Genomic DNA, 20,505 nt, shown 5'->3' with positions numbered 1-20,505 from the left:
TAAAAAAAAAGATTTAAAAAAAATTAAGATCTAAATTAAATTGTGCATCGTATATAATTAGCCTTACCTAATATGTAGGGCTATTTGTTTTTATAATTGTTATATGAAGTCTTCATAAAATCATTATCTTGGCATACTTTTTTAAACTAACACAACCATAAATTAAACCTAAGATGAAATTCTTAACCAAACTTGCTTTTATTCTTTTAGTTACACTTAATTTACCCTCAATATCTGCACAAACAGATGATGATCAAGATGAAAAATTATCTCTTAATAGTGGTACAATTGACAACCAATTTGAATACGTTATTCAAAAATCTGGAAAATTTCAAGAATATAAAGTTGTTAAAAGAACTTGGTTATTCTCACTAAAGGCTCATGTGCTAGATTCATTAAAAGCAGTACATAAAGATTTAACAGATACACAAGCTGTAGTTACTAAACAAGCTGGTGAAATTGAAAATCTAAAATCTAATCTATCAAATACAGAATCTACATTAAACGCTACTAATGACGAAAAAGATAATATTTCTTTATTTGGAATACAAACCAATAAAGCGAGTTATAAAGTTTTAATGTGGGCCATTATTGGTGGACTTCTAGCTTTATTATTATTATTTATTTATAAGTTTAAGGGAAGTAATTCTGCTACGCGTGAAGCGAAATTTAAGCTTACGGAAGTAGAAACTGAATTTGAAGAACACAGACGTAATGCTTTAGAAAGAGAACAAAAAGTAAGACGCCAATTACAAGATGAATTAAATAAGCATAAATCTTAATAAGCTTCTTAAATCAAAATTTAAATCCGCAATTGAATTGCGGATTTTTTTTGTGCCAAAAATTTATTCTTTAGGTAATTTTACTTCCATTTTTTAAGCTTTATAAATTCACAATATCTAAAAAAACGATTATTTTTATCTATTATATGAATCATAGATCCCCTCATTATAATATCTCTCATTTTATATAAAACATCTACTGAGTAAATTAATATTATGACACAAAAAATTGGAATAATTTATTCATCTGTTGATGGACAAACCAAAAAGATTTGCGAAAAATTATGCGCTCATTTTAATGATCAAAAAATTGAAGTTGAACTGTATTCAATTGAAACTTTTAATGAAGATATATTAGAGTTCCATACGTTAATAATTGGGGCAAGTATTAGATATGGTAAGCACCATAAAAAGGTCTATGAATTTATACAGAAAAACATAATAATTCTCAATCAAATAACGACAGCTTTTTTCTCTGTTAACCTTGTTGCAAGAAAAGAAGATAAAAATTCTGCTAATACAAACCCTTATCTTATTAAGTTTTTAAACACTATTGATTGGAAACCCGATATTTTAGAAGTATTTGCAGGGAAATTAGATTATAAATCATATCCTTTAATTGATCGATTAATGATTAAATTAATCATGAAATTAACTGGGGGTCCCACAAAATCTGTCCAACCTATAGAATACACAAATTGGAAAAAAGTAGATGATTTTGGATTAAGAATCCAAAAAAGTCTTGAAACAAAATAACAAGAAGCCTATAATACAGACACTTTAAACAATCTCTATAAAATATAGAGATATTAATCGCACCAATTATATATCTTCGCATCCTTATATAATTGAATTATGCGTATAGATATTATCACTGTATTACCAGAACTTTTAAAAAGTCCGTTTGAAGCATCAATCTTAAAACGTGCTATTGAAGCAGGTCTAGTGGAAGTACACTTTCATAATTTAAGAGATTACGCTACTGGTGGTTACAAATCTGTTGACGACACTCAATTTGGAGGAGGTGCAGGTATGGTAATGACTATAGAGCCTATAGATAAATGTATTTCTAAACTACAAAAAGAACGTCATTACGACGAGCTTATCTATATGACGCCAGATGGTGAGCAGCTTAACCAAAGTATAGCGAACCAAACGTCTTTAAAAGAAAACATTCTTATTTTATGCGGACATTATAAAGGAGTAGATCAGCGTGTACGCGATAAATTTATAACTCGCGAAATATCTATCGGAGATTATGTGTTATCTGGAGGTGAATTAGGCGCTGCTGTTTTATGTGATGCAGTAATTAGATTAATTCCTGGTGTTTTAGGAAATGAAACTTCTGCCCTAACTGATTCTTTTCAAGATAATTTATTAGCACCACCAATTTATACAAAACCTAGAGAATATGATGGAATGAAAGTTCCTGAAGTATTATTTAGTGGAAATTTTCCTAAAATTGAAAAGTGGAGAGAAGAACAAGCTTATAAAAGAACTTTAGAAAGACGACCAGACCTTTTAGAAGATTAATTACTAAATTTATATAGAATGCTTAGTTCTACTGAAATGCTTTTTACAATAGGTTCAATTATTAGTGTTTTTTCAACTCTTATTATATTAATGGCCTCAATTATTCTTTTTATAAAGAAGAAGACTCTAGCAACATGGATCATTTTAATAGGTACTATCTTAGTATTTGTTACTTACATCGGAAATATAATTCTTAACGTTTTTGCAAGCAGAGGGAATATGGATACTTTATTACTGTTACAAGGTGTTTCTAACATCATTCAGAGTTTATCTTATTTAATATTTACTGTAGGATTAACAATCCTTGCTATAACAGAGTTTTCAAAAAAGAAACCATGAGGTTGTAATTGTCTTATCATTATAAAAATAATGCACTAAAGTATTGTCTATATTATAAATATCATTACTTTTGCAAACCAATTTAGACCAACCTCTGGCGAGAACCGTGAATGTTGCTTTAAATCAAACTATTATAAATAAAATAAAATGAGTTCTTTAATAAAATTTGTACAAGACGAATTTGTAACCCGTAAAGACTTTCCAGAATTTAGTGCTGGTGATACAATCACAGTATACTACGAAATTAGAGAAGGTGAAAAAGTACGTACACAGTTTTTTAGAGGTGTTGTATTACAACGTAAAGGAAGTGGATCTTCTGAAACGTTTACAATCCGTAAAATGTCTGGAACAATTGGAGTAGAGCGTATCTTCCCAGTTAACTTACCTGCTTTACAAAAAGTAGAAGTTAACAAACGTGGAAAAGTACGTAGAGCTAGAATTTTCTACTTTAGAGGTCTTACTGGTAAAAAAGCAAGAATCAAAGAAGTTAGAAGATAATTCCAACTTATATATTACAATAAAAAAGCCTTCTGAAAAGAAGGCTTTTTTGGGTTATTAACTTTTGTTAATAAGTACAGTTCATAAACTATTGATATATAAAATGTTAAAAAAATAAAGAAATCTATAAAATTTATATAAATTAGTATAACAATTAAAAACATGAACTGATTGGTTTTGAAGAATAGTTTTAATTAGTATTTAATTGTTATCGAAGATTCGTTCTTTATGTATTGAGGTTGTTTTTTGAGGTTACATTGCAGTTGCGCAAACAGGTATTTTAGCAATAGACCATGAAACTTAATAATAACATACTTTTAGTAGTAGATTATATTATTAAAGTGGAAAGCTCAGAAAATTCAGTGTGATTGAAAATAAACACTAAAAATGAGCAATGCTTTATTCTAATATTCATTTAGTTGAAGAACATAGATATTGCATCAAGAAAAACAAACCTAAGAAACAAAGTCATATCAAGTCAATACATTTTGAAAGGTATGAAATGTTTCGAATTGGAAACAGAAGCTCTTGAACCAAAAAAGTTGATGACATTGTCCATACAACTGAAATAGCAAAAGCTATAAGGTCTTGTAAGTACTGTTTCTAAAAAAGCCATATAACACAGATATTTCTGAGTGATATGGCTTTTTGTTTTTAATATATTGCAAATTGATGTTAGAATAATATCCTAGTAAATTCACATAACCTACTAAGTTTACTTACCAAATTGTTTTCGTATTCTTGTAATATGAATCTACCTCCCATAGACGAACAGCATTTTAAGGCAATAGATTATACAAAAAAAACCTTGCCAAAAACAGAATACACAGATTGTACATTTACTAATTGTAATTTTGAAAATTCAGACCTTTCAAATATCACTTTTTTAGAATGCGATTTTACAGACTGCAATTTTAGTAATGCCAACGTAATGAACACCACTTTTAGCGCTATAACTTTTAAGGGTTGTAAGATTATGGGCGTTCTATTTCAAAACTGTAACACTTTTTTGTTATCCTTTAATTTTACCAATTGCATTCTAAATCTAAGTAGCTTTTATCAATTAAAAATAAACCATACTAAGTTTAACTCTTGTACAATGCAACAAGTAGATTTTACAGAATGTGAAGCTAAACAAGTCGTTTTTAATGATTGTGATCTAAAACAATCTATATTTCAATTAACAAATATTGTACAATCAGATTTCTCAACGGCTTTTAATTTTGCTATTAATCCTTCAACAAATCAAGTAAAACAAGCTTCTTTTTCTAAAGAAAATATCTCAGGTTTATTATACAGCTATAATATTAAGATAAAAGACTAAATTTAATATTTTAAGAGTTTATTTGCTAATTTCATAAAATTAAACACTCTTAAGTAACAATCTTATACGTGTAAAAATCAAACGTTTTCGTATATTTGCTCAGCTCAATTTCGAGCACAATTATATTCATTTTTATTATCAAGACTTATGACGAAAACAGCAAAGATTGTTTATACAAAAACGGATGAAGCACCAGCTTTAGCAACACGTTCATTTTTACCGATTGTGGAAGCATTTACAAAGTCTTCAGGTATTGTTATAGAAACAAAAGATATATCATTAGCAGCTAGAATTTTAGCTACTTTTCCTGATTTTTTAACAGACGATCAAAAAGTAACAGATGCTTTAGCAGAATTAGGCGAATTAGCTAAAAAACCTGAAGCAAACATTATAAAATTACCAAATATCAGTGCATCAGTACCACAACTTATTGCTGCAATTGAAGAATTACAAGCTAAAGGATTTAAAATCCCTAGTTACCCAGATGAGCCAAAAGACGATGCGGAAAAAGAAATTAAATCGCGTTACAATAAAATTAAAGGAAGTGCTGTAAACCCAGTACTTAGAGAAGGTAACTCTGACAGACGTGCTCCAAAAGCTGTTAAAAATTACGCTAAGAAAAACCCACATAGTATGGGGGCTTGGTCTCCAAATTCTAAAACACATGTTTCAACAATGTCTAAAGGAGATTTTGCTCATAATGAGAAATCTGTAACTTTAGACGAAGCGACTTCAATTAACATTGTACATACAGACGCTAAAGGAAATAAAACAAACTTAAAAAGTGATTTAGGTTTATTAAAAGGTGAAATTATCGATGCAACGATAATGAGTAAAAAAGCCTTAATTGAATTTTTAGAAGAACAAGTAGAAGATGCTTTAGATAAAAGTGTTTTGTTTTCTTTACACATGAAAGCAACCATGATGAAGGTGTCAGACCCTATCATTTTTGGTCATGCTGTACGTGTATTCTTTGATGATTTATTCAAAAAACATGGGAAAACTTTTGAAAAAATTGGTGTCGATGTAAACAATGGATTTGGTAACTTACTTGAAAAATTAAGCGAACTTCCAGAAGAAAAAAGAGACATTATTAGAGAAGATATTCGTTTTGCATTAACTCATGGAGCAGATGTTGCAATGGTAAATTCTGAAAGAGGAATTACAAATCTTCATGTACCTAGTGATGTTATAATTGATGCTTCAATGCCTGCAATGATTAGAACTTCTGGTCAGATGTGGAATGCAGAAGGGAAACAACAAGATACTAAAGCAGTAATACCAGACAGTAGTTATGCTGGTGTTTACAGTGCAACAATCGATTTCTGTAAAAAGAATGGCGCTTTCGATCCAACAACAATGGGAACTGTACCAAACGTAGGACTTATGGCTCAAAAAGCTGAAGAATATGGTTCTCACGATAAAACTTTCGAGATTACTTCTAAAGGTAAAGTAGAAGTTATTGATGCAGAAGGCAAAGTGCTTTTAACTCATAAAGTAGAAGAAGGTGATATCTGGAGAATGTGCCAAGCTAAAGATGCACCAATCCAAGACTGGGTAAAACTTGCCGTTACAAGAGCAAGAGCTTCACAGACACCTGCTGTTTTCTGGTTAGATAAGAAAAGAGCACATGATGCTGAATTAATTAAAAAAGTAAACTTATATCTTAAAGATCATGATACTGAAGGTTTAGATATTAGAATTCTTTCTTTAATTGATGCTACAAACTTTACTTTAAAAAGAATTAAAGAAGGAAAAGATACTATTTCTGTAACAGGAAACGTACTTAGAGATTACTTAACAGATTTATTTCCAATTTTAGAAGTTGGTACAAGTGCAAAAATGCTATCTATTGTGCCATTAATGAATGGTGGTGGATTATTTGAAACAGGAGCTGGTGGATCTGCACCTAAGCATGTTCAACAATTCATTTCTGAAGATCATTTACGTTGGGATTCTTTAGGTGAATTTTTAGCATTAGCTGTTTCTTTAGAGCATTTTTCTCAAGTAAACTCTAATGATAAAGCAAGTATTTTAGGTAAAACCTTAGATGATGCTTCTGATAAATTATTAGAAAACAGAAAAGGACCTTCAAGAAAAGTGAATGAATTAGACAACAGAGGAAGTCACTTTTATTTAGCACTTTATTGGGCAGAAGCTTTAGCAAACCAAGATAAAGATGCTGATTTAAAAGCTGAATTTACAAGTATCTTCAATGCTTTATCTTCTAAAGAAGAAGAGATTGTTAAAGAACTTATTGATTGTCAAGGTGAGTCTGTTGATATAGAAGGATATTATCTTCCAAATGAAGATTTGATTTCTAATGCTATGCGTCCAAGTAAAGCTTTTAATACTATTATAAACGCGTAACTAATATTATATTATTGTTATACTAAAAAGCTTCCTTCGGGAAGCTTTTTTTATTTATTTTTAATATTATGTAACAAAAAGTTACGCTAATCGTCAAACGTAAAATACCCATCTCATTCATAAATTATGATATTAGTTCTCAAAAGAATCCTTTATCTTTTTTTACTCTTCCCTATTCTACTTCAAGCTCAAGAAAATTTCACACTTAGCGGTACAATAGCAGATAACCAAAGTAACGAAACACTTATTGGTGTTAATGTCATTATTCCCGAGCAACAAACCGGAACTGTTACCAACGAGTACGGCTTCTACTCTATTACATTACCTGCCGGAACCTATAACATAAAAATAAGTTACTTAGGCTTTAAAACAATTTCAGAAACGTTAATCCTTAATGATAACCTTACAAAAAACTATAAACTTGACGAAACTACTGAAAGTTTAGATGAAGTTGTTATTACTGATAACATTGAAAGATTAAACATTAAAAAACCGCAAATGAGCGTTAATTCTTTATCCATAAAAACGATAAAGAACATGCCTGTTGTTTTAGGAGAAGTCGATGTTATAAAATCTATCACCCTCTTACCTGGTGTTACCAATGCTGGCGAAGGCTCTTCAGGCTTTAATGTTAGAGGTGGTGCTGCTGATCAAAATCTTATTCTTTTAGATGAGGCTACAATTTTTAATTCGTCTCACCTTTTTGGGTTCTTTTCGGTTTTTAACCCTGATGCCATAAAAGACATTAAATTATATAAAGGCGGAATACCTTCTAAATACGGAGGCCGTATATCTTCTGTCCTAGATATTTATCAGAAAGAAGGGAATAGTAAGTCTTTTCATATGAATGGTGGAATTGGACTTATATCTAGCCGTCTATTAGCTGAAGGTCCAATTAAAAAAGACAAAGGTTCCTTTTTAATTGGTGGCCGTAGCAGTTATGCACATCTTTTCCTCCCCCTTTTTGACTTAGATAATATTGCTTATTTCTATGATGTCAACACAAAATTAAGCTACAATATAAACGATAATAACAACATTTATCTTTCGGGTTATTTTGGCCGTGATGTTTTTAAGTTTTCTGACACTTTCGAGAATACATTCGGGAATTCTGTAGTTAACTTTAGGTGGAATCATCTTTATTCAGACAAAATATTTTCAAATTTATCACTTATTTATTCAGACTATTACTACGGATTAAAATTAGATTTCGTTGGCTTTGACTGGGTTTCAGGTATAAAAAACGTCAACCTTAAATACGACTTCAAACATTACATCAGTAATGATTTTAAACTAGAATATGGCTTAAATAGTATGTATTACAAATTTAACCCAGGAGATATTCAACCTATTAATGATGATTCGGGTATTAACCCATATAAACTTATTGATAAATATGCATTCGAAAATGCCATTTACATAGATGCAGAACATAAAATAAGTGATAAATTATCGGTTAGCTATGGAGCAAGATTAAGTATGTTTCACCGATTAGGGCAAGATGAACTAAATGTATATGAAAACGATAGCCCATTAATATTTAATGAAACCTTTGGCATTTATGAAAAAGCAAATCCTATAGGTACTGAAAACTTTAGTAAAAATGATGTTATAGAATCTTTTGCAAACCTTGAGCCTCGTTTAGCTATTGCTTATCAATTAAATAACAAATCTTCGGTAAAAGCAAGTTATAATCGTATGAGTCAATATTTACATTTACTATCTAACACAAGCTCACCAACTCCTTTAGATGTTTGGGCTCCAAGTGGAAAATACATTAAACCCCAGTTATTAGATCAAGTTGCTTTAGGGTATTTTAGAACATTCAATAACAATGCTTATTCCTTAGAAGTCGAAAGTTTTTATAAAACCATAGAAAATCGAATTGATTACATTGATGGTGCCGATTTAATTGCAAACGACGCTATAGAACAAGTGATTCTTAATGGTGAAGGGCGCGCTTATGGTTTAGAGGTTCTTTTCAAAAAAAATGAAGGCAAGTTTACAGGTTGGGTTGCTTACACATTATCAAAATCAGAACAAAGAACACCTGGAAGAACAGCCATTGAAACTGGAATTAACAACGGACAATGGTACAACACACCTTACGATAAAACACATGATATTTCTATTACAGGCAGTTATGAGTTAAACAAAAAATGGTCATTTAGTTCTAATTTTATTTTTCAAACTGGGCAACCAAGCACTTATCCAAACGGACAATATCAATATAACGATATCATTATTCCAACTTATGAAACCCGAAATTCTAGCAGGCTTACCTCCTATCACCGTTTAGATTTAGCTGTTAATTACAATCCAAATCCAGAAAGCACTAAAAACTTTAAAGGCGAATGGGTATTCGGATTATACAACGTCTATAACAGAAAAAATGCCGCAAGTATTTCCTTTAGCGAAAACAGAAACTCAGGCACTAATGAAGCTACACGTTTATCTATTTTTGGTGTCGTGCCATCATTTTCTTATAATTTCAAATTTTAAATCATGAAAAGATTACTATATATAAGTCTCATTTTAATCCTTTTTACTAATTGCGAAGATGTCATTGACGTCGATTTAAATACTGCAGAACCTAGATTGGTTATAGAAGCATCTATCAACTATTTTAAAGGCACCACAGGTAACGAACAAAGTATAAAGCTAACTTTGTCAGCACCTTTTTTCGACGAAACAGTCCCTCCTGCAAACGGTGCAACCATACAGATTTCAGACACCTCTGGCAACACGTTCAATTTTATAGAAACAGACAATACAGGCATTTACAATAACAGTACTTTCATCCCAACAATAGATGACGTTTATACCTTAACTATAAATTACAACGGTGAAACTTATACTGCAACCGAGACTTTAACAGACGTAGTTCCTATAGATTATATAGAACAAAATAATGAAGGAGGATTTTCGGGTGACGATATAGAGCTTAAAGCCTATTATACCGACCCTGCTGAAATTGATAATTATTATTTATTTGAATTTATTAGTGATATCCCAGTCGTTCCAGACTTAAATGTTAATGATGATACTTTTACAGATGGTAATCAAATTTTCGGCTTTTACACAGAAGAAGATTTAGAATCCGGAGATATTGTAACCATAAGAAATTATGGCATCTCTAGTCAGTTTTACAATTTCATGTACATTCTGCTACAACAAGGAGGAGATTCTGGCGGAGGACCTTTTCAAACGCAGCCCGCAACAGTTCGTGGAAATTGTGTTAATACAACCAATCCTGATAATTACCCTTATGGTTATTTCAGATTATCAGAAGTAGATGAAGTTATTTATACTGTAGAATAAATTATTTTTTTGGGCATTACCCACCTTAGGGTGGGTCGCGTTATCCACTATATCTTTTTACAAATTACTTAGCCGCTATTAAAAATAGTTCGCCTATTTATAGATTGTATCGCAATACTAATTACTTTATAAATTTTGTAAAAAGGATGCCGTTACTACCGCTAATGCAACCTATCCGCCAAAATTATTTCTTACCTTTAAGGCATGAATTTTATAAAAACAACAGAGCAAGACTCAAACTATAATAATCTCGAAAATATGTCTATTAACGAGATTATAAATTCTATAAATAAAGAAGATCAAAGTGTTCCTTTAGCCGTAGAAAAAGCATTACCACAAATAGAAGCTCTTATTTTTCAAATCGTTAATAAATTAAAAGATGGAGGTCGTCTTTTCTATATGGGAGCTGGTACAAGCGGCCGTTTAGGAATTTTAGATGCCTCAGAATGCCCTCCTACTTTCGGAGTTTCACATGATTTAGTTGTAGGAATTATAGCTGGCGGAGACAAAGCCATAAGAAAAGCAGTAGAAAATGCAGAAGATTCAACCACTCAAGGTTGGAAAGATTTAGAAACATATCAAATTTCAGAAAAAGATGTCGTTATCGGTATTGCAGCTTCAGGCACCACGCCTTATGTTATTAGTGCTTTAGAAACATGTAACGTACAAAATATTATAACAGGCTGTATTACATGTAACCAAAACAGTCCTTTATCTTTAACAGCTCAATTTCCTATTGAAGTTATTGTAGGACCAGAATTCTTAACAGGAAGTTCAAGAATGAAAGCAGGAACGGCCCAAAAACTTGTTCTTAATATGATTACTACAACAGTAATGATACAATTAGGAAAGGTAAAAGGAAACAAAATGGTAGATATGCAGCTTAGTAACGATAAGTTAGTTAATAGAGCTAAGCAAATGATAATGAACGAACTTAACATTTCAGAATCAGAAGCATCCACATTATTAAGTCAACATAAAAACGTTAGAGATAGCATTACTCATGGAAGAAGATCATAGCACAGACAGAGACATTTTAGCAAAAGGCTTAAAACGATTAGCAATCTGTTTAGGTCTTATGTTTGCCGGCCCAACATTGTTGCATTTAGCACTATCCAACAGTGAAAAACCACTTTATATCCCATTGCTTATCATTGCTTTTATACTTTGTATTGGAGCCATACTTTTTTTATTTTTAGGAATTAACACCGTATTAGATAGTATCTTTAAGAAAAAGAAATAATTGTTGTTAGCACAAATGATGATCTGCCAACAACCGCATTTTTCTTAATTAGTGTTATGTTAAAGTCTTACTTACAGCATACAAAAATAATTATCTTTATAATACTAGATATAAAAATCATATGTCGTCTGCAATAAAAAACATATACAATATAAAGATTAACAGTCTACAAGGAACTCCGATAAATTTACAGCAATTTAAAGGCAAAAAAATACTGTTTGTTAATGTAGCGTCTAAATGTGGATTCACAGCGCAATACAAAGATTTACAAAACTTACAAGACACCTACAAAGACTCCTTAGTTATTATAGGTACTCCTTGCAATCAGTTTGGAAAACAAGAACCTGGAAACGCAAGTGAAATACAAGAATTTTGTAAAGTTAATTATGGTGTTACCTTTTTAATTACTGAAAAAATTGACGTCAAAGGAAAAAATCAACATCCGCTTTATAAATGGTTAACAGATAAAAATAGCAACGGAAAGCAAAATTCTACAGTTAAATGGAATTTTCAAAAATATCTTATTGACGAGAAAGGTGAATTTTTAAATTATTTTTATTCTATCACAAACCCTTTGAGTTCTCGAATTACAAAATATCTAAATTAAACTATTGTGAAAAAAATATATAGCTTTTTATTATTCTTAATTATCAATTTTGGCGGATTAGCTCTTGGCAGTTGGTTTATGGGAGACGCAGTTACCGGAGAATGGTATTCTAACCTCAATAAAGCACCATGGACGCCACCTGGATGGGTTTTTGGAGCGGCTTGGACATTAATTATGCTTTGTTTTTCAATTTATTTAAGCTTTTTATTTTCCATTAGACATTCAAAATTTGTTATGACTATTTACTCCATAGCAGTACTTTTAAATGTGAGTTGGAATTACCTCTTTTTCAACCAACATTTAACAACATTTGCATTCATAAATATCATTTTACTAACCTTAGTCATCATCTATTTATTTATCACTTTTGGAGATGACAAACTACGATACATAAAATATTTATTACTTCCATATATCATTTGGCTTTGCATTGCAACATCACTAAATGGTTATGTTCTTTTTAATAACTAGCCTCTAAACATCGTTTAACTAAACAGATGTTAGGCGTATCATTAAATAAAATTACCATGAAAATATACACCTTACATAAAAAACAAAAATTACCAATCACCGTTGATCAGGCATGGGAATTTCTTTCAAGTCCAGAAAACTTAAAAACAATAACTCCAGATTATATGGGCTTTCATATCCTTTCTGGTGCAGATAGACCTATGTTTTCAGGTCAAATTATTCAATATATAGTTACGCCTGTATTGGGAATTAAAACAAAATGGGTCACAGAAATAACACATGTTAAAGACCATGAATATTTTGTAGACGAGCAACGTTTTGGACCTTATGCGCTTTGGCATCATAAGCATTTTATTAAAGAAATTGAAGGTGGTGTTGAAATGGAAGATATTATAGATTACAAAGTTCCTATGGGAATTTTAGGACAACTCGTTCATCCCATATTGGTTAAACCTAAATTAGAAGAAATATTTAATTATAGAACCAAAAAATTAGAAGAATTGTTTGGTAAATACGAAGGGTAAAAATTCAATTAATAAAGCGGAATTTATATGAGTAAAAAAGTAAATATTTTTTGGTTTAGACGCGACTTAAGACTAGACGATAATCACGGTTTTTTTGAAGCGTTAAAAGGCGATTTACCAGTATTACCTATTTTTATATTCGATTCAGAAATACTAGATCACTTGCCAAAAAATGACGCTCGCGTTACTTTTATTTATGAAACACTTCAAAATATAAGACAAACTCTACAAGATAAATATGGCAGCAGTTTAGCGCTTTATCATGGTAAACCAGAAGCTATTCATAAGCAATTAATCAAAGATTATAATATTAATACAGTCTATACTAATCATGATTATGAACCCTATGCAAAAGAGCGAGATAATCATATTAAATCCTTATTAGACGAACAAGGAATAGAATTTAAAACTTACAAGGACCATGTTATTTTTGAAAAAGATGACGTTGTAAAAAAAGATGGCAATCCATATTTGGTTTACACACCTTATATGAAAACATGGAAAGCGAAGTTTAAAACTATAGATTTAGAAATATTTGATACCAATCCTTATTTAGATCGTTTAATTAAAAATGATAAATTACCTAATTTAAATTTATCAGACATAGGATTTGAAACCTCTAACCAAAAGATAGAACCGTTTGAAGTTACACCTCATTTAATTCAGAATTACGAGGAAACTAGAGATTTCCCAGCAAAAGATTCTACGTCTAAATTAGGTCCACATTTAAGGTTTGGAACTGTAAGTATCCGAAAAATGGTAAAAAAAGCCATTGCAGAAACCAATGAAATATTTTGGCAAGAACTTATTTGGCGTGAGTTTTTTACACAAATACTTTGGCATTTTCCACATACGGTAAACCAAGCTTTTAAACCCAAATACGACCGTATTGAATGGCGTTACAATGAAGAAGAATTTAAAAAGTGGTGCCAAGGACAAACCGGTTATCCTTTAGTAGATGCAGGGATGCGCCAACTTAATGAAACTGGTTTTATGCACAACAGAATACGCATGCTTGTTGGTAGTTTTCTTTGTAAACATTTATTAATGGACTGGCGTTTAGGAGAAGCCTATTTTGCAGAAAAGCTACACGATTATGATATGGCAAGTAATGTTGGTAATTGGCAATGGGTTGCTGGTTGTGGTGTAGATGCAGCTCCTTATTTTAGAATTTTTAATCCTACAACTCAAATTCAGAAATTTGATAAAAAGCATGAATATCTAAAAAAATGGGTTCCAGATTACCAAGAACTAACGTATCCACAGCCAATGGTAGATCACAAAGAAGCTAGAGAGCGATGCTTGAAAACTTATAAAACCGCACTAAATTAACATATTTTTGGTTATTTAATTTTTTATTCCATTAAAAAATGATAAATTCACTACCTCTATAAATAAGACAATAAATGTCTTAGCTAAATAACAATATAAAACAACAATTTTTAAAAGCTCTGTTTAGTTTCAGAGCTTTTTTTATTTTTTCAATTCTAAGCAAAAAAAAAAAAGCTTCAAGTTGATACCTGAAGCTTTTTTATTATTTTATATTTTTTCTAGTTTCCTTCTTCACGTACAATTCTCGCTCCAATAGCTCTTAAACGCTCATCAATATTTTCGTAACCTCTATCAATTTGTTCAATATTATGAATAATAGATGTTCCTTTTGCAGATAATGCAGCAATTAACAGAGAAACTCCGGCTCTAATATCTGGAGAAGTCATTGTTGTTGCTTTTAATGTTGACTTAAAATCATGACCAATAACTGTTGCTCTATGCGGATCACAAAGTATGATTTTGGCTCCCATGTCTATTAATTTATCGACAAAGAACAAACGACTTTCAAACATTTTTTGGTGTACAATAGCACTTCCTCTTGCTTGCGTCAAAACCGTTAATACAATACTTAACAAATCTGGCGTAAATCCTGGCCATGGTGCATCTGAAATAGTTAATATAGAACCATCTATATAACTTTGAACTTCATAACCATCTGTATGTGCTGGGATATGAATATCATCACCTCGACGTTCAACCGTAATTCCTATTTTTCTAAAAATACTTGGTATTACACCTAAATCGTCCCAACTTACGTTAGTAATTGTTAATTCACTTTTTGTCATTGCAGCTAAACCAATCCAGCTACCAATCTCAATCATATCTGGCAACATTCTATGCTCTGTACCACCAAGACGATCAACACCTTCAATGGTTAAAAGATTAGAACCAACACCTGAAATTTTGGCCCCCATACGATTCAACATTTTACAAAGTTGTTGTAAATAAGGTTCGCAAGCCGCATTATAAATTGTTGTAATTCCTTCAGCTAAAACTGCAGCCATAACAATATTTGCAGTTCCTGTAACAGATGCTTCGTCTAAAAGCATGTAAGTCCCTTTAAGCTTATCTGCCTCTACACCATAGAATAAATCTTCTTTGTTGTAGCGAAATTTTGCTCCAAGATTAATGAATCCTTCAAAATGAGTATCTAAACGACGACGACCTATTTTATCACCTCCTGGTTTTGGAATATATCCTTTACCAAAACGAGCTAATAAAGGACCTACAATCATTATAGAACCTCTTAAACCTTTTCCGTCTTCTTTAAATTCGGCTGACTCTAAATATTTTAGATTAACCTCATCTGCTTTAAATGTATAAGATCCTTTGTCTAGTTTATTGATTTTTACACCTAACTTTTTTAATAAAGCAATCAGTTTATTAACATCAATAATATCAGGAATGTTATCTATCTTAATTTCTTCTGCAGTTAAAAGCACTGCACATAAGATTTGTAAAGCTTCATTTTTGGCTCCTTGAGGTTGAATTTTACCTTTAAGTTGGTGACCTCCTTCAATTTTAAATGTACTCATGCGTTATTAGTAACGTTTTCTGTTATTAGTATATTTTTTCTTACTTGTAGTACTATTGGTCTTTTTGTTAGTGTTGCTTTTGCTACCATATTTAGATTTGGTACGCATTAAACTTGTAGAATCGCTTAAATCTTCTTCACTCTCTTTTAAGTTTATTTTACCTTCAGAAAGCTCATATAAATGGTTATAAATAACAGCATCTTCAACTGTATCTTTATTCCAATTTAAGAAACATTTTTTCATATGATTTGCAATCGTGAACATTAAAGCTTCCTTTAACTCACCATCTTCCCAACTTACAGCAACATCAATCATCGTTTTTATATTATTTCCGTAGAAACGATATTTTGGATAATTTTGAGGATACTTTAAAGGTTCTGGCTTAGCTAAAATAACTTCTTTTGAAGGTTCACCATAAGGTGCATCAACGTCAATTTCAAAGTCAGCCATGATAAACAATTGATCCCATAATTTATGCTGAAAATCTGGAACATCCCTTAAATGTGGCTGTATATTTCCCATGACAGAAATTATCGCTTTCGCCAATTTATTACGTTCTTCTTTCGTTTCGCGAGATTTAGCATGATTAATCATCTTTTGTAGATGACGTCCATACTCTGGAATAATTAAATGCTCGCGCTCTGTGTTGTATTCTAAATCGTCAATCAAAATTATAAAATGTAAAAAGTGTAGTGTATAAATTTAAACCCGTAGTCTTCTAGGTTTGGTTGCAAAGTACAAAAAAATAATAAGCTTAAAAGAAATATTATAAGGAAATTACGCCTTCTACATTTTCTGTCACTTCTTTATATTTAGTAATAACAGCTTCAGGAGTTTTCATTTTTACATTTATAGAAACACTGGTGTATTTACCGTTCTTAGATTCTGTAGTGGTAATTACAGCACCTAAGTTGTCAAATAAGCTATCTATATGATTAACACCTGGACTTTTAGTAAGTACAATGAATTTGTATAAATATGTCGATGGCCAAGTAGCCGTATCATAAAGTTGAGATTTTAGTTTTTCGTAAAACTCATCTGTTTTTTTAGAATTATCCATATTGAAATTTTTCAGTTGTAAAGATACGCTTAACTTTACATTTTTATATTTTATTTATATTATCAAAAATATTGCCAATTTGAATCCAAAAAAAATAATTATCGCTGGTGGACCTGGAACCGGGAAAACCACCATTATTGACGAATTAAAAAATCGTGACTTAACATGCTATGATGAAATATCTAGACAAGTAATTTTAGACGCTAGAAAAGACGGTATTGAGCAGCTTTTTTTAACAGAACCACTTCTATTTAGTCAAAAACTGTTAGAAGGTAGAACTAAACAATATAAAGATGCTGCTAAAGAAACAGAATCTATTGTGTTTTTAGACCGAGGCTTACCCGATGTTATTGCTTACATGGATTATATTGGTGACACATATCCGGACCATTTTGTAGAAACTTGTGACAGTCATAAATACGATTCTATCTTTATTTTATCACCTTGGCAAGAAATATTTACAAGTGATAGCGAACGCTATGAAAGTTTTGAAGAAGCAATAGAAATTCATCATCACTTAATAAAAACATATGAGCGTTTTGGTTACAATTTAATTGATGTGCCTTTTGGAACTGTAGAAACTAGAGTAGATTTTATTCTAAAGTCCTTAAATTTGCAGTAATGCATCCTTTAGAAGTTTTAGAACGGTATTGGAATCATACTTCATTTAGACCGTATCAAGAAGAAATAATTAATTCGGTTTTAAACCGAGAAGACACCTTTGCTTTATTGCCAACAGGTGGAGGTAAATCTGTTTGTTTTCAAATTCCTGCTTTAATACAAGATGGTATTTGTATTGTTGTTTCTCCTTTAATTGCTTTAATGCGAGACCAAGTTAATACCTTAAAAGCAAAAGGAATAAAAGCCATTGCTTTAACTTCTGGTATGTCTTACAAAGATTTAGACACGCAATTAGACAACTGTATTTACGGAAACTATAAGTTTCTATATCTTTCACCTGAGCGTTTACAACAATCTCTTGTTCAAGATCGAATTCAGCAAATGAAAGTCAATTTAATTGCTGTAGATGAAGCGCACTGTATTAGCCAATGGGGAAATGATTTTAGGCCCGCTTACCAAAACATTACTGTATTACGACAAATGCACCCGCACGTTAACTGTATTGCTTTAACGGCAACTGCAAAGTATAATGTGGTTGATGATATTGTTGCTAATCTCGATTTTATAAATCCTAATATCTTTAAAGCCTCTTTTGCTAGACCAAACATTGCTTACAATGTAATGCATACGGACGATAAATTATTTCAACTCGATTATTTGTTAAAAACCTATTCGGGATCATCTATTATTTATGTCCGAAATCGAAGAGCAACTACTAATATTCATAATTACTTAAATTCTAAAGGATTTTCATCTACATTTTATCATGGTGGAATTACCAATAAAGAAAAGCAAGAACGCTTGTATGAGTGGAGTCATGGTCAAAAACAGATTATGGTTGCGACTACTGCTTTTGGAATGGGAATTGACAAAGCCAACGTAAAAACCGTTATTCATTTTAACTTACCCGAAAGTTTAGAAAGTTATTATCAAGAAGCAGGACGTGCAGGACGAGATGGAGAATTAGCACATGCTTTTATACTAAAACAACATATTGACGAAGAACATTTACGTAGTCAGTTTTTAAGTACTTTACCTTCTGTAAAATTCGTAAAAACAGTTTACAATAGATTATGTAATTATTTTCAGATCTCTTATGGTGAAGGAGAAAACACCATTCATCAATTCGATTTTAGATCTTTTTGTAGTCATTACAAGCTAAATACAACAATGACTTACAATACTTTATTATTGTTAGATCGTAATGCCATCATCACTTTAACACAGCACTATAATTTTAGAACTAAAATTCGGTTTATAACAACTAATGCCGTTCTATTTAAATATTTAGAAACGCACCTCGATTTAAATATTTTGGTTAAAGTATTATTAAGAACCTATGGTGGTATTTTTGATTATGATACAAAAGTGAACCTTAGCTTAGTAATCAATAAAGCTAAACTTGCCGAAAAGCAAGTCATTGCTCAGTTACAACGCTTAGAAAAAGATGACGTTATTAGCCTTCAAATGGCCGATACAGACTCTGAAGTTACATTTTTGAAACCACGGGAAGACGATATTACCATCAATCCTATTGCAAAAACAATAAATCATCAACATACTTTAAAGCATCAACAAATTGAATCGGTTATAAATTATATTAAGAATGATTTGGTTTGTAGAAGTCAACAACTCCTACTCTATTTTGGAGAAAAGTCTAATAAGGCTTGTGGAATTTGTTCCGTTTGTACTTCAAAAGCTTCAAAAAGACATAAAGGTTCTAATGACAGTATTGCAATTAAAATTATAAAAACCTTAGAAACAGGAGCTTTAAGTTCTAGAGAATTATTACATCAAATTAAATGTTCTGAACAAGATCTTTTACAAAGTCTGTCAGAACTTATAGCATTAAAAAAAATAAAATTAACACACGCTAACACTTATATACTAGCATGACAGATAAACGTGATTTACGAATTGTATTTATGGGTACGCCCGATTTTGCAGTTGCCACATTAAAAGCATTAATTGACCATAATTATAATGTGGTTGGAGTTATTACAGCACCAGATCGCCCAGCAGGACGAGGACAAAAATTAAGAGCTTCTGCAGTAAAAGAATTTGCATTAGCACAAAATTTAAACATATTACAACCTACAAATCTAAAAGCTGAATCTTTTTTAGAAGAATTAAAAGCATTAGAAGCTAATTTACAAATTATAGTAGCCTTTAGAATGTTACCAAAAGTTGTTTGGCAAATGCCAGAATATGGCACATTTAATCTTCATGCATCTTTACTTCCTCAATACAGAGGAGCTGCACCAATACATTGGGCAATTATTAATGGCGAAACAAAAACAGGAGTTACAACATTTTTTATAGATGAAAAAATTGACACAGGAGCTGTTATTAAAAGTGAAATCACAGAAATAGGAACCAGCACTACCGTTGGTGAATTACACGACACCTTAATGACTATAGGAAGCGCCTTAGTGGTTAAAACGGTAGAACAAGTTGAAAATAATACTATAACAACTACTATACAACCACAAACCGAAGATTTAAAAACAGCCTATAAATTAAATAGAGATAATTGTAAAATTGATTGGTCTCTATCTATTGATACGATATACAATAAAATAAGAGGCTTAAATCCGTTTCCGGCTGCTTGGTGTTACTTAGATAATAATGAAGAAAAGCCTTTATCTGTAAAGATATATGGGGTTAAAAAAGTTGAAGAAGAGCATGATTTTGAATCAGGACTTTTATTCGCTTCTAAAGACGAATTAAAAGTGGCTTGCAAAGGAGGTTATATTAAGATTTTAGAAATTCAACTACCAGGAAAACGTAAAATGGATGTTAAATCATTATTAAATGGATTTGAATTTTCAAACACATCAAAACTCTTGTAAACCCTTATTATCATTGGTTTGACAATAAATCCGATAAAACACATACCCTTTATTAACAAATAACAGAAGTTATTAACAATAAGCTGTATTTCC

Annotated in this window: 21 protein-coding genes; 18 read left to right on the top strand and 3 right to left on the bottom strand. The window is 31.2% G+C overall.

The window, feature by feature from the left end; genetic code table 11:
* The first annotated feature begins 173 nt into the window (after window positions 1-173).
* The 15 genes from HSX10_RS12130 to HSX10_RS12060 all read left to right on the top strand — a co-directional run bounded on the left by HSX10_RS12130 (window position 174) and on the right by HSX10_RS12060 (window position 14,344).
* A complete protein-coding gene (locus tag HSX10_RS12130) occupies window positions 174-782 on the top strand; it encodes a tRNA (guanine-N1)-methyltransferase (RefSeq protein ID WP_173588489.1) in 609 nt (202 codons plus the stop codon).
* Window positions 783-998: 216 nt separating this feature from the next.
* On the top strand, window positions 999-1,538 hold the full coding sequence (gene hemG / locus HSX10_RS12125) for a menaquinone-dependent protoporphyrinogen IX dehydrogenase (protein ID WP_173588488.1): 540 nt from the start codon (window positions 999-1,001) through the stop codon (window positions 1,536-1,538).
* Window positions 1,539-1,637: 99 nt separating this feature from the next.
* Complete coding sequence (gene trmD, locus HSX10_RS12120; RefSeq protein WP_173588487.1) at window positions 1,638-2,315, top strand: tRNA (guanosine(37)-N1)-methyltransferase TrmD; 678 nt, start codon at window positions 1,638-1,640, stop codon at window positions 2,313-2,315.
* Window positions 2,316-2,333: 18 nt separating this feature from the next.
* Window positions 2,334-2,654, top strand: a complete 321-nt coding sequence (locus HSX10_RS12115; protein ID WP_173588486.1) for a hypothetical protein — start codon at window positions 2,334-2,336, stop codon at window positions 2,652-2,654.
* 147 nt (window positions 2,655-2,801) lie between these two features.
* A complete protein-coding gene (gene rplS / locus HSX10_RS12110; protein ID WP_173588485.1) occupies window positions 2,802-3,152 on the top strand; it encodes a 50S ribosomal protein L19 in 351 nt (116 codons plus the stop codon).
* Between the two features lie 748 nt (window positions 3,153-3,900).
* On the top strand, window positions 3,901-4,476 hold the full coding sequence (locus tag HSX10_RS12105; RefSeq protein ID WP_173588484.1) for a pentapeptide repeat-containing protein: 576 nt from the start codon (window positions 3,901-3,903) through the stop codon (window positions 4,474-4,476).
* A 147-nt stretch (window positions 4,477-4,623) separates the two neighbouring features.
* Entirely contained in the window at window positions 4,624-6,846 is a 2,223-nt protein-coding gene (locus tag HSX10_RS12100; protein WP_173588483.1) for an NADP-dependent isocitrate dehydrogenase, read from the top strand.
* Between the two features lie 126 nt (window positions 6,847-6,972).
* Window positions 6,973-9,348: a TonB-dependent receptor gene (locus tag HSX10_RS12095; RefSeq protein WP_173588482.1), complete on the top strand. Its 2,376-nt coding sequence runs from the start codon at window positions 6,973-6,975 to the stop codon at window positions 9,346-9,348.
* Window positions 9,349-9,351: 3 nt separating this feature from the next.
* Window positions 9,352-10,167, top strand: a complete 816-nt coding sequence (locus tag HSX10_RS12090; protein ID WP_173588481.1) for a DUF4249 domain-containing protein — start codon at window positions 9,352-9,354, stop codon at window positions 10,165-10,167.
* Between the two features lie 204 nt (window positions 10,168-10,371).
* Complete coding sequence (gene murQ, locus HSX10_RS12085) at window positions 10,372-11,187, top strand: N-acetylmuramic acid 6-phosphate etherase (RefSeq protein ID WP_173588480.1); 816 nt, start codon at window positions 10,372-10,374, stop codon at window positions 11,185-11,187.
* Complete coding sequence (locus tag HSX10_RS12080) at window positions 11,171-11,410, top strand: DUF6095 family protein (RefSeq protein ID WP_173588479.1); 240 nt, start codon at window positions 11,171-11,173, stop codon at window positions 11,408-11,410. Before murQ ends, HSX10_RS12080 begins: the two co-directional genes overlap by 17 nt.
* Window positions 11,411-11,531: 121 nt before the next feature.
* Window positions 11,532-12,017 (top strand): glutathione peroxidase, encoded by a 486-nt coding sequence (locus HSX10_RS12075; RefSeq protein WP_173588478.1) that lies wholly within the window; start codon window positions 11,532-11,534, stop codon window positions 12,015-12,017.
* Between the two features lie 6 nt (window positions 12,018-12,023).
* Window positions 12,024-12,488 (top strand): TspO/MBR family protein, encoded by a 465-nt coding sequence (locus HSX10_RS12070; RefSeq protein WP_173588477.1) that lies wholly within the window; start codon window positions 12,024-12,026, stop codon window positions 12,486-12,488.
* Window positions 12,489-12,544: 56 nt separating this feature from the next.
* Window positions 12,545-13,012, top strand: coding sequence for an SRPBCC family protein (locus tag HSX10_RS12065; protein WP_173588476.1), 468 nt, complete (start codon window positions 12,545-12,547; stop codon window positions 13,010-13,012).
* A 27-nt stretch (window positions 13,013-13,039) separates the two neighbouring features.
* On the top strand, window positions 13,040-14,344 hold the full coding sequence (locus tag HSX10_RS12060; RefSeq protein ID WP_173588475.1) for a cryptochrome/photolyase family protein: 1,305 nt from the start codon (window positions 13,040-13,042) through the stop codon (window positions 14,342-14,344).
* Between the two features lie 218 nt (window positions 14,345-14,562).
* On the opposite strand, the gene murA is transcribed toward HSX10_RS12060, so the two are convergent.
* The 3 genes from murA to HSX10_RS12045 form a co-directional block, all read right to left on the bottom strand.
* Window positions 14,563-15,879, bottom strand: coding sequence for a UDP-N-acetylglucosamine 1-carboxyvinyltransferase (gene murA / locus HSX10_RS12055; RefSeq protein WP_173588474.1), 1,317 nt, complete (start codon window positions 15,877-15,879; stop codon window positions 14,563-14,565).
* 6 nt (window positions 15,880-15,885) lie between these two features.
* On the bottom strand, window positions 15,886-16,548 hold the full coding sequence (locus HSX10_RS12050) for a DUF4290 domain-containing protein (RefSeq protein WP_173588473.1): 663 nt from the start codon (window positions 16,546-16,548) through the stop codon (window positions 15,886-15,888).
* 97 nt (window positions 16,549-16,645) lie between these two features.
* Window positions 16,646-16,939, bottom strand: coding sequence for a DUF493 family protein (locus HSX10_RS12045; protein ID WP_173588472.1), 294 nt, complete (start codon window positions 16,937-16,939; stop codon window positions 16,646-16,648).
* A gap of 79 nt (window positions 16,940-17,018) precedes the next feature.
* On the opposite strand from HSX10_RS12045, the gene HSX10_RS12040 reads away from it, so the two are divergent.
* Genes HSX10_RS12040 through fmt form a run of 3 tightly spaced genes read left to right on the top strand, consistent with a single transcriptional unit; the run spans window position 17,019 to window position 20,412 of the window.
* Window positions 17,019-17,561 (top strand): AAA family ATPase, encoded by a 543-nt coding sequence (locus HSX10_RS12040; protein ID WP_173588471.1) that lies wholly within the window; start codon window positions 17,019-17,021, stop codon window positions 17,559-17,561.
* Window positions 17,561-19,456 (top strand): RecQ family ATP-dependent DNA helicase, encoded by a 1,896-nt coding sequence (locus tag HSX10_RS12035; protein ID WP_173588470.1) that lies wholly within the window; start codon window positions 17,561-17,563, stop codon window positions 19,454-19,456. Before HSX10_RS12040 ends, HSX10_RS12035 begins: the two co-directional genes overlap by 1 nt.
* Window positions 19,453-20,412, top strand: coding sequence for a methionyl-tRNA formyltransferase (fmt, locus tag HSX10_RS12030; protein WP_173588469.1), 960 nt, complete (start codon window positions 19,453-19,455; stop codon window positions 20,410-20,412). Before HSX10_RS12035 ends, fmt begins: the two co-directional genes overlap by 4 nt.
* Window positions 20,413-20,505: the final 93 nt, after the last annotated feature.

Source organism: Winogradskyella undariae (assembly GCF_013285155.1).
GTDB lineage: Bacteria > Bacteroidota > Bacteroidia > Flavobacteriales > Flavobacteriaceae > Winogradskyella > Winogradskyella undariae.
Note: the sequence above shows the minus strand (reverse complement) of the source record. Positions and strands in the feature narration are given on the sequence as shown.

Excerpts from the sequence above, each read along its gene's own strand:
- HSX10_RS12130 (WP_173588489.1), top strand. The coding sequence starts at position 174 with ATGAAATTCTTAACCAAACTTGCTTTTATTCTTTTAGTTACACTTAAT.
- hemG (WP_173588488.1), top strand. The coding sequence starts at position 999 with ATGACACAAAAAATTGGAATAATTTATTCATCTGTTGATGGACAAACC.
- trmD (WP_173588487.1), top strand. The coding sequence starts at position 1,638 with ATGCGTATAGATATTATCACTGTATTACCAGAACTTTTAAAAAGTCCG.
- HSX10_RS12115 (WP_173588486.1), top strand. The coding sequence starts at position 2,334 with ATGCTTAGTTCTACTGAAATGCTTTTTACAATAGGTTCAATTATTAGT.
- rplS (WP_173588485.1), top strand. The coding sequence starts at position 2,802 with ATGAGTTCTTTAATAAAATTTGTACAAGACGAATTTGTAACCCGTAAA.
- HSX10_RS12105 (WP_173588484.1), top strand. The coding sequence starts at position 3,901 with ATGAATCTACCTCCCATAGACGAACAGCATTTTAAGGCAATAGATTAT.
- HSX10_RS12100 (WP_173588483.1), top strand. The coding sequence starts at position 4,624 with ATGACGAAAACAGCAAAGATTGTTTATACAAAAACGGATGAAGCACCA.
- HSX10_RS12095 (WP_173588482.1), top strand. The coding sequence starts at position 6,973 with ATGATATTAGTTCTCAAAAGAATCCTTTATCTTTTTTTACTCTTCCCT.
- HSX10_RS12090 (WP_173588481.1), top strand. The coding sequence starts at position 9,352 with ATGAAAAGATTACTATATATAAGTCTCATTTTAATCCTTTTTACTAAT.
- murQ (WP_173588480.1), top strand. The coding sequence starts at position 10,372 with ATGAATTTTATAAAAACAACAGAGCAAGACTCAAACTATAATAATCTC.
- HSX10_RS12080 (WP_173588479.1), top strand. The coding sequence starts at position 11,171 with ATGGAAGAAGATCATAGCACAGACAGAGACATTTTAGCAAAAGGCTTA.
- HSX10_RS12075 (WP_173588478.1), top strand. The coding sequence starts at position 11,532 with ATGTCGTCTGCAATAAAAAACATATACAATATAAAGATTAACAGTCTA.
- HSX10_RS12065 (WP_173588476.1), top strand. The coding sequence starts at position 12,545 with ATGAAAATATACACCTTACATAAAAAACAAAAATTACCAATCACCGTT.
- HSX10_RS12060 (WP_173588475.1), top strand. The coding sequence starts at position 13,040 with ATGAGTAAAAAAGTAAATATTTTTTGGTTTAGACGCGACTTAAGACTA.
- murA (WP_173588474.1), bottom strand. The coding sequence starts at position 15,879 with ATGAGTACATTTAAAATTGAAGGAGGTCACCAACTTAAAGGTAAAATT.
- HSX10_RS12045 (WP_173588472.1), bottom strand. The coding sequence starts at position 16,939 with ATGGATAATTCTAAAAAAACAGATGAGTTTTACGAAAAACTAAAATCT.
- HSX10_RS12035 (WP_173588470.1), top strand. The coding sequence starts at position 17,561 with ATGCATCCTTTAGAAGTTTTAGAACGGTATTGGAATCATACTTCATTT.
- fmt (WP_173588469.1), top strand. The coding sequence starts at position 19,453 with ATGACAGATAAACGTGATTTACGAATTGTATTTATGGGTACGCCCGAT.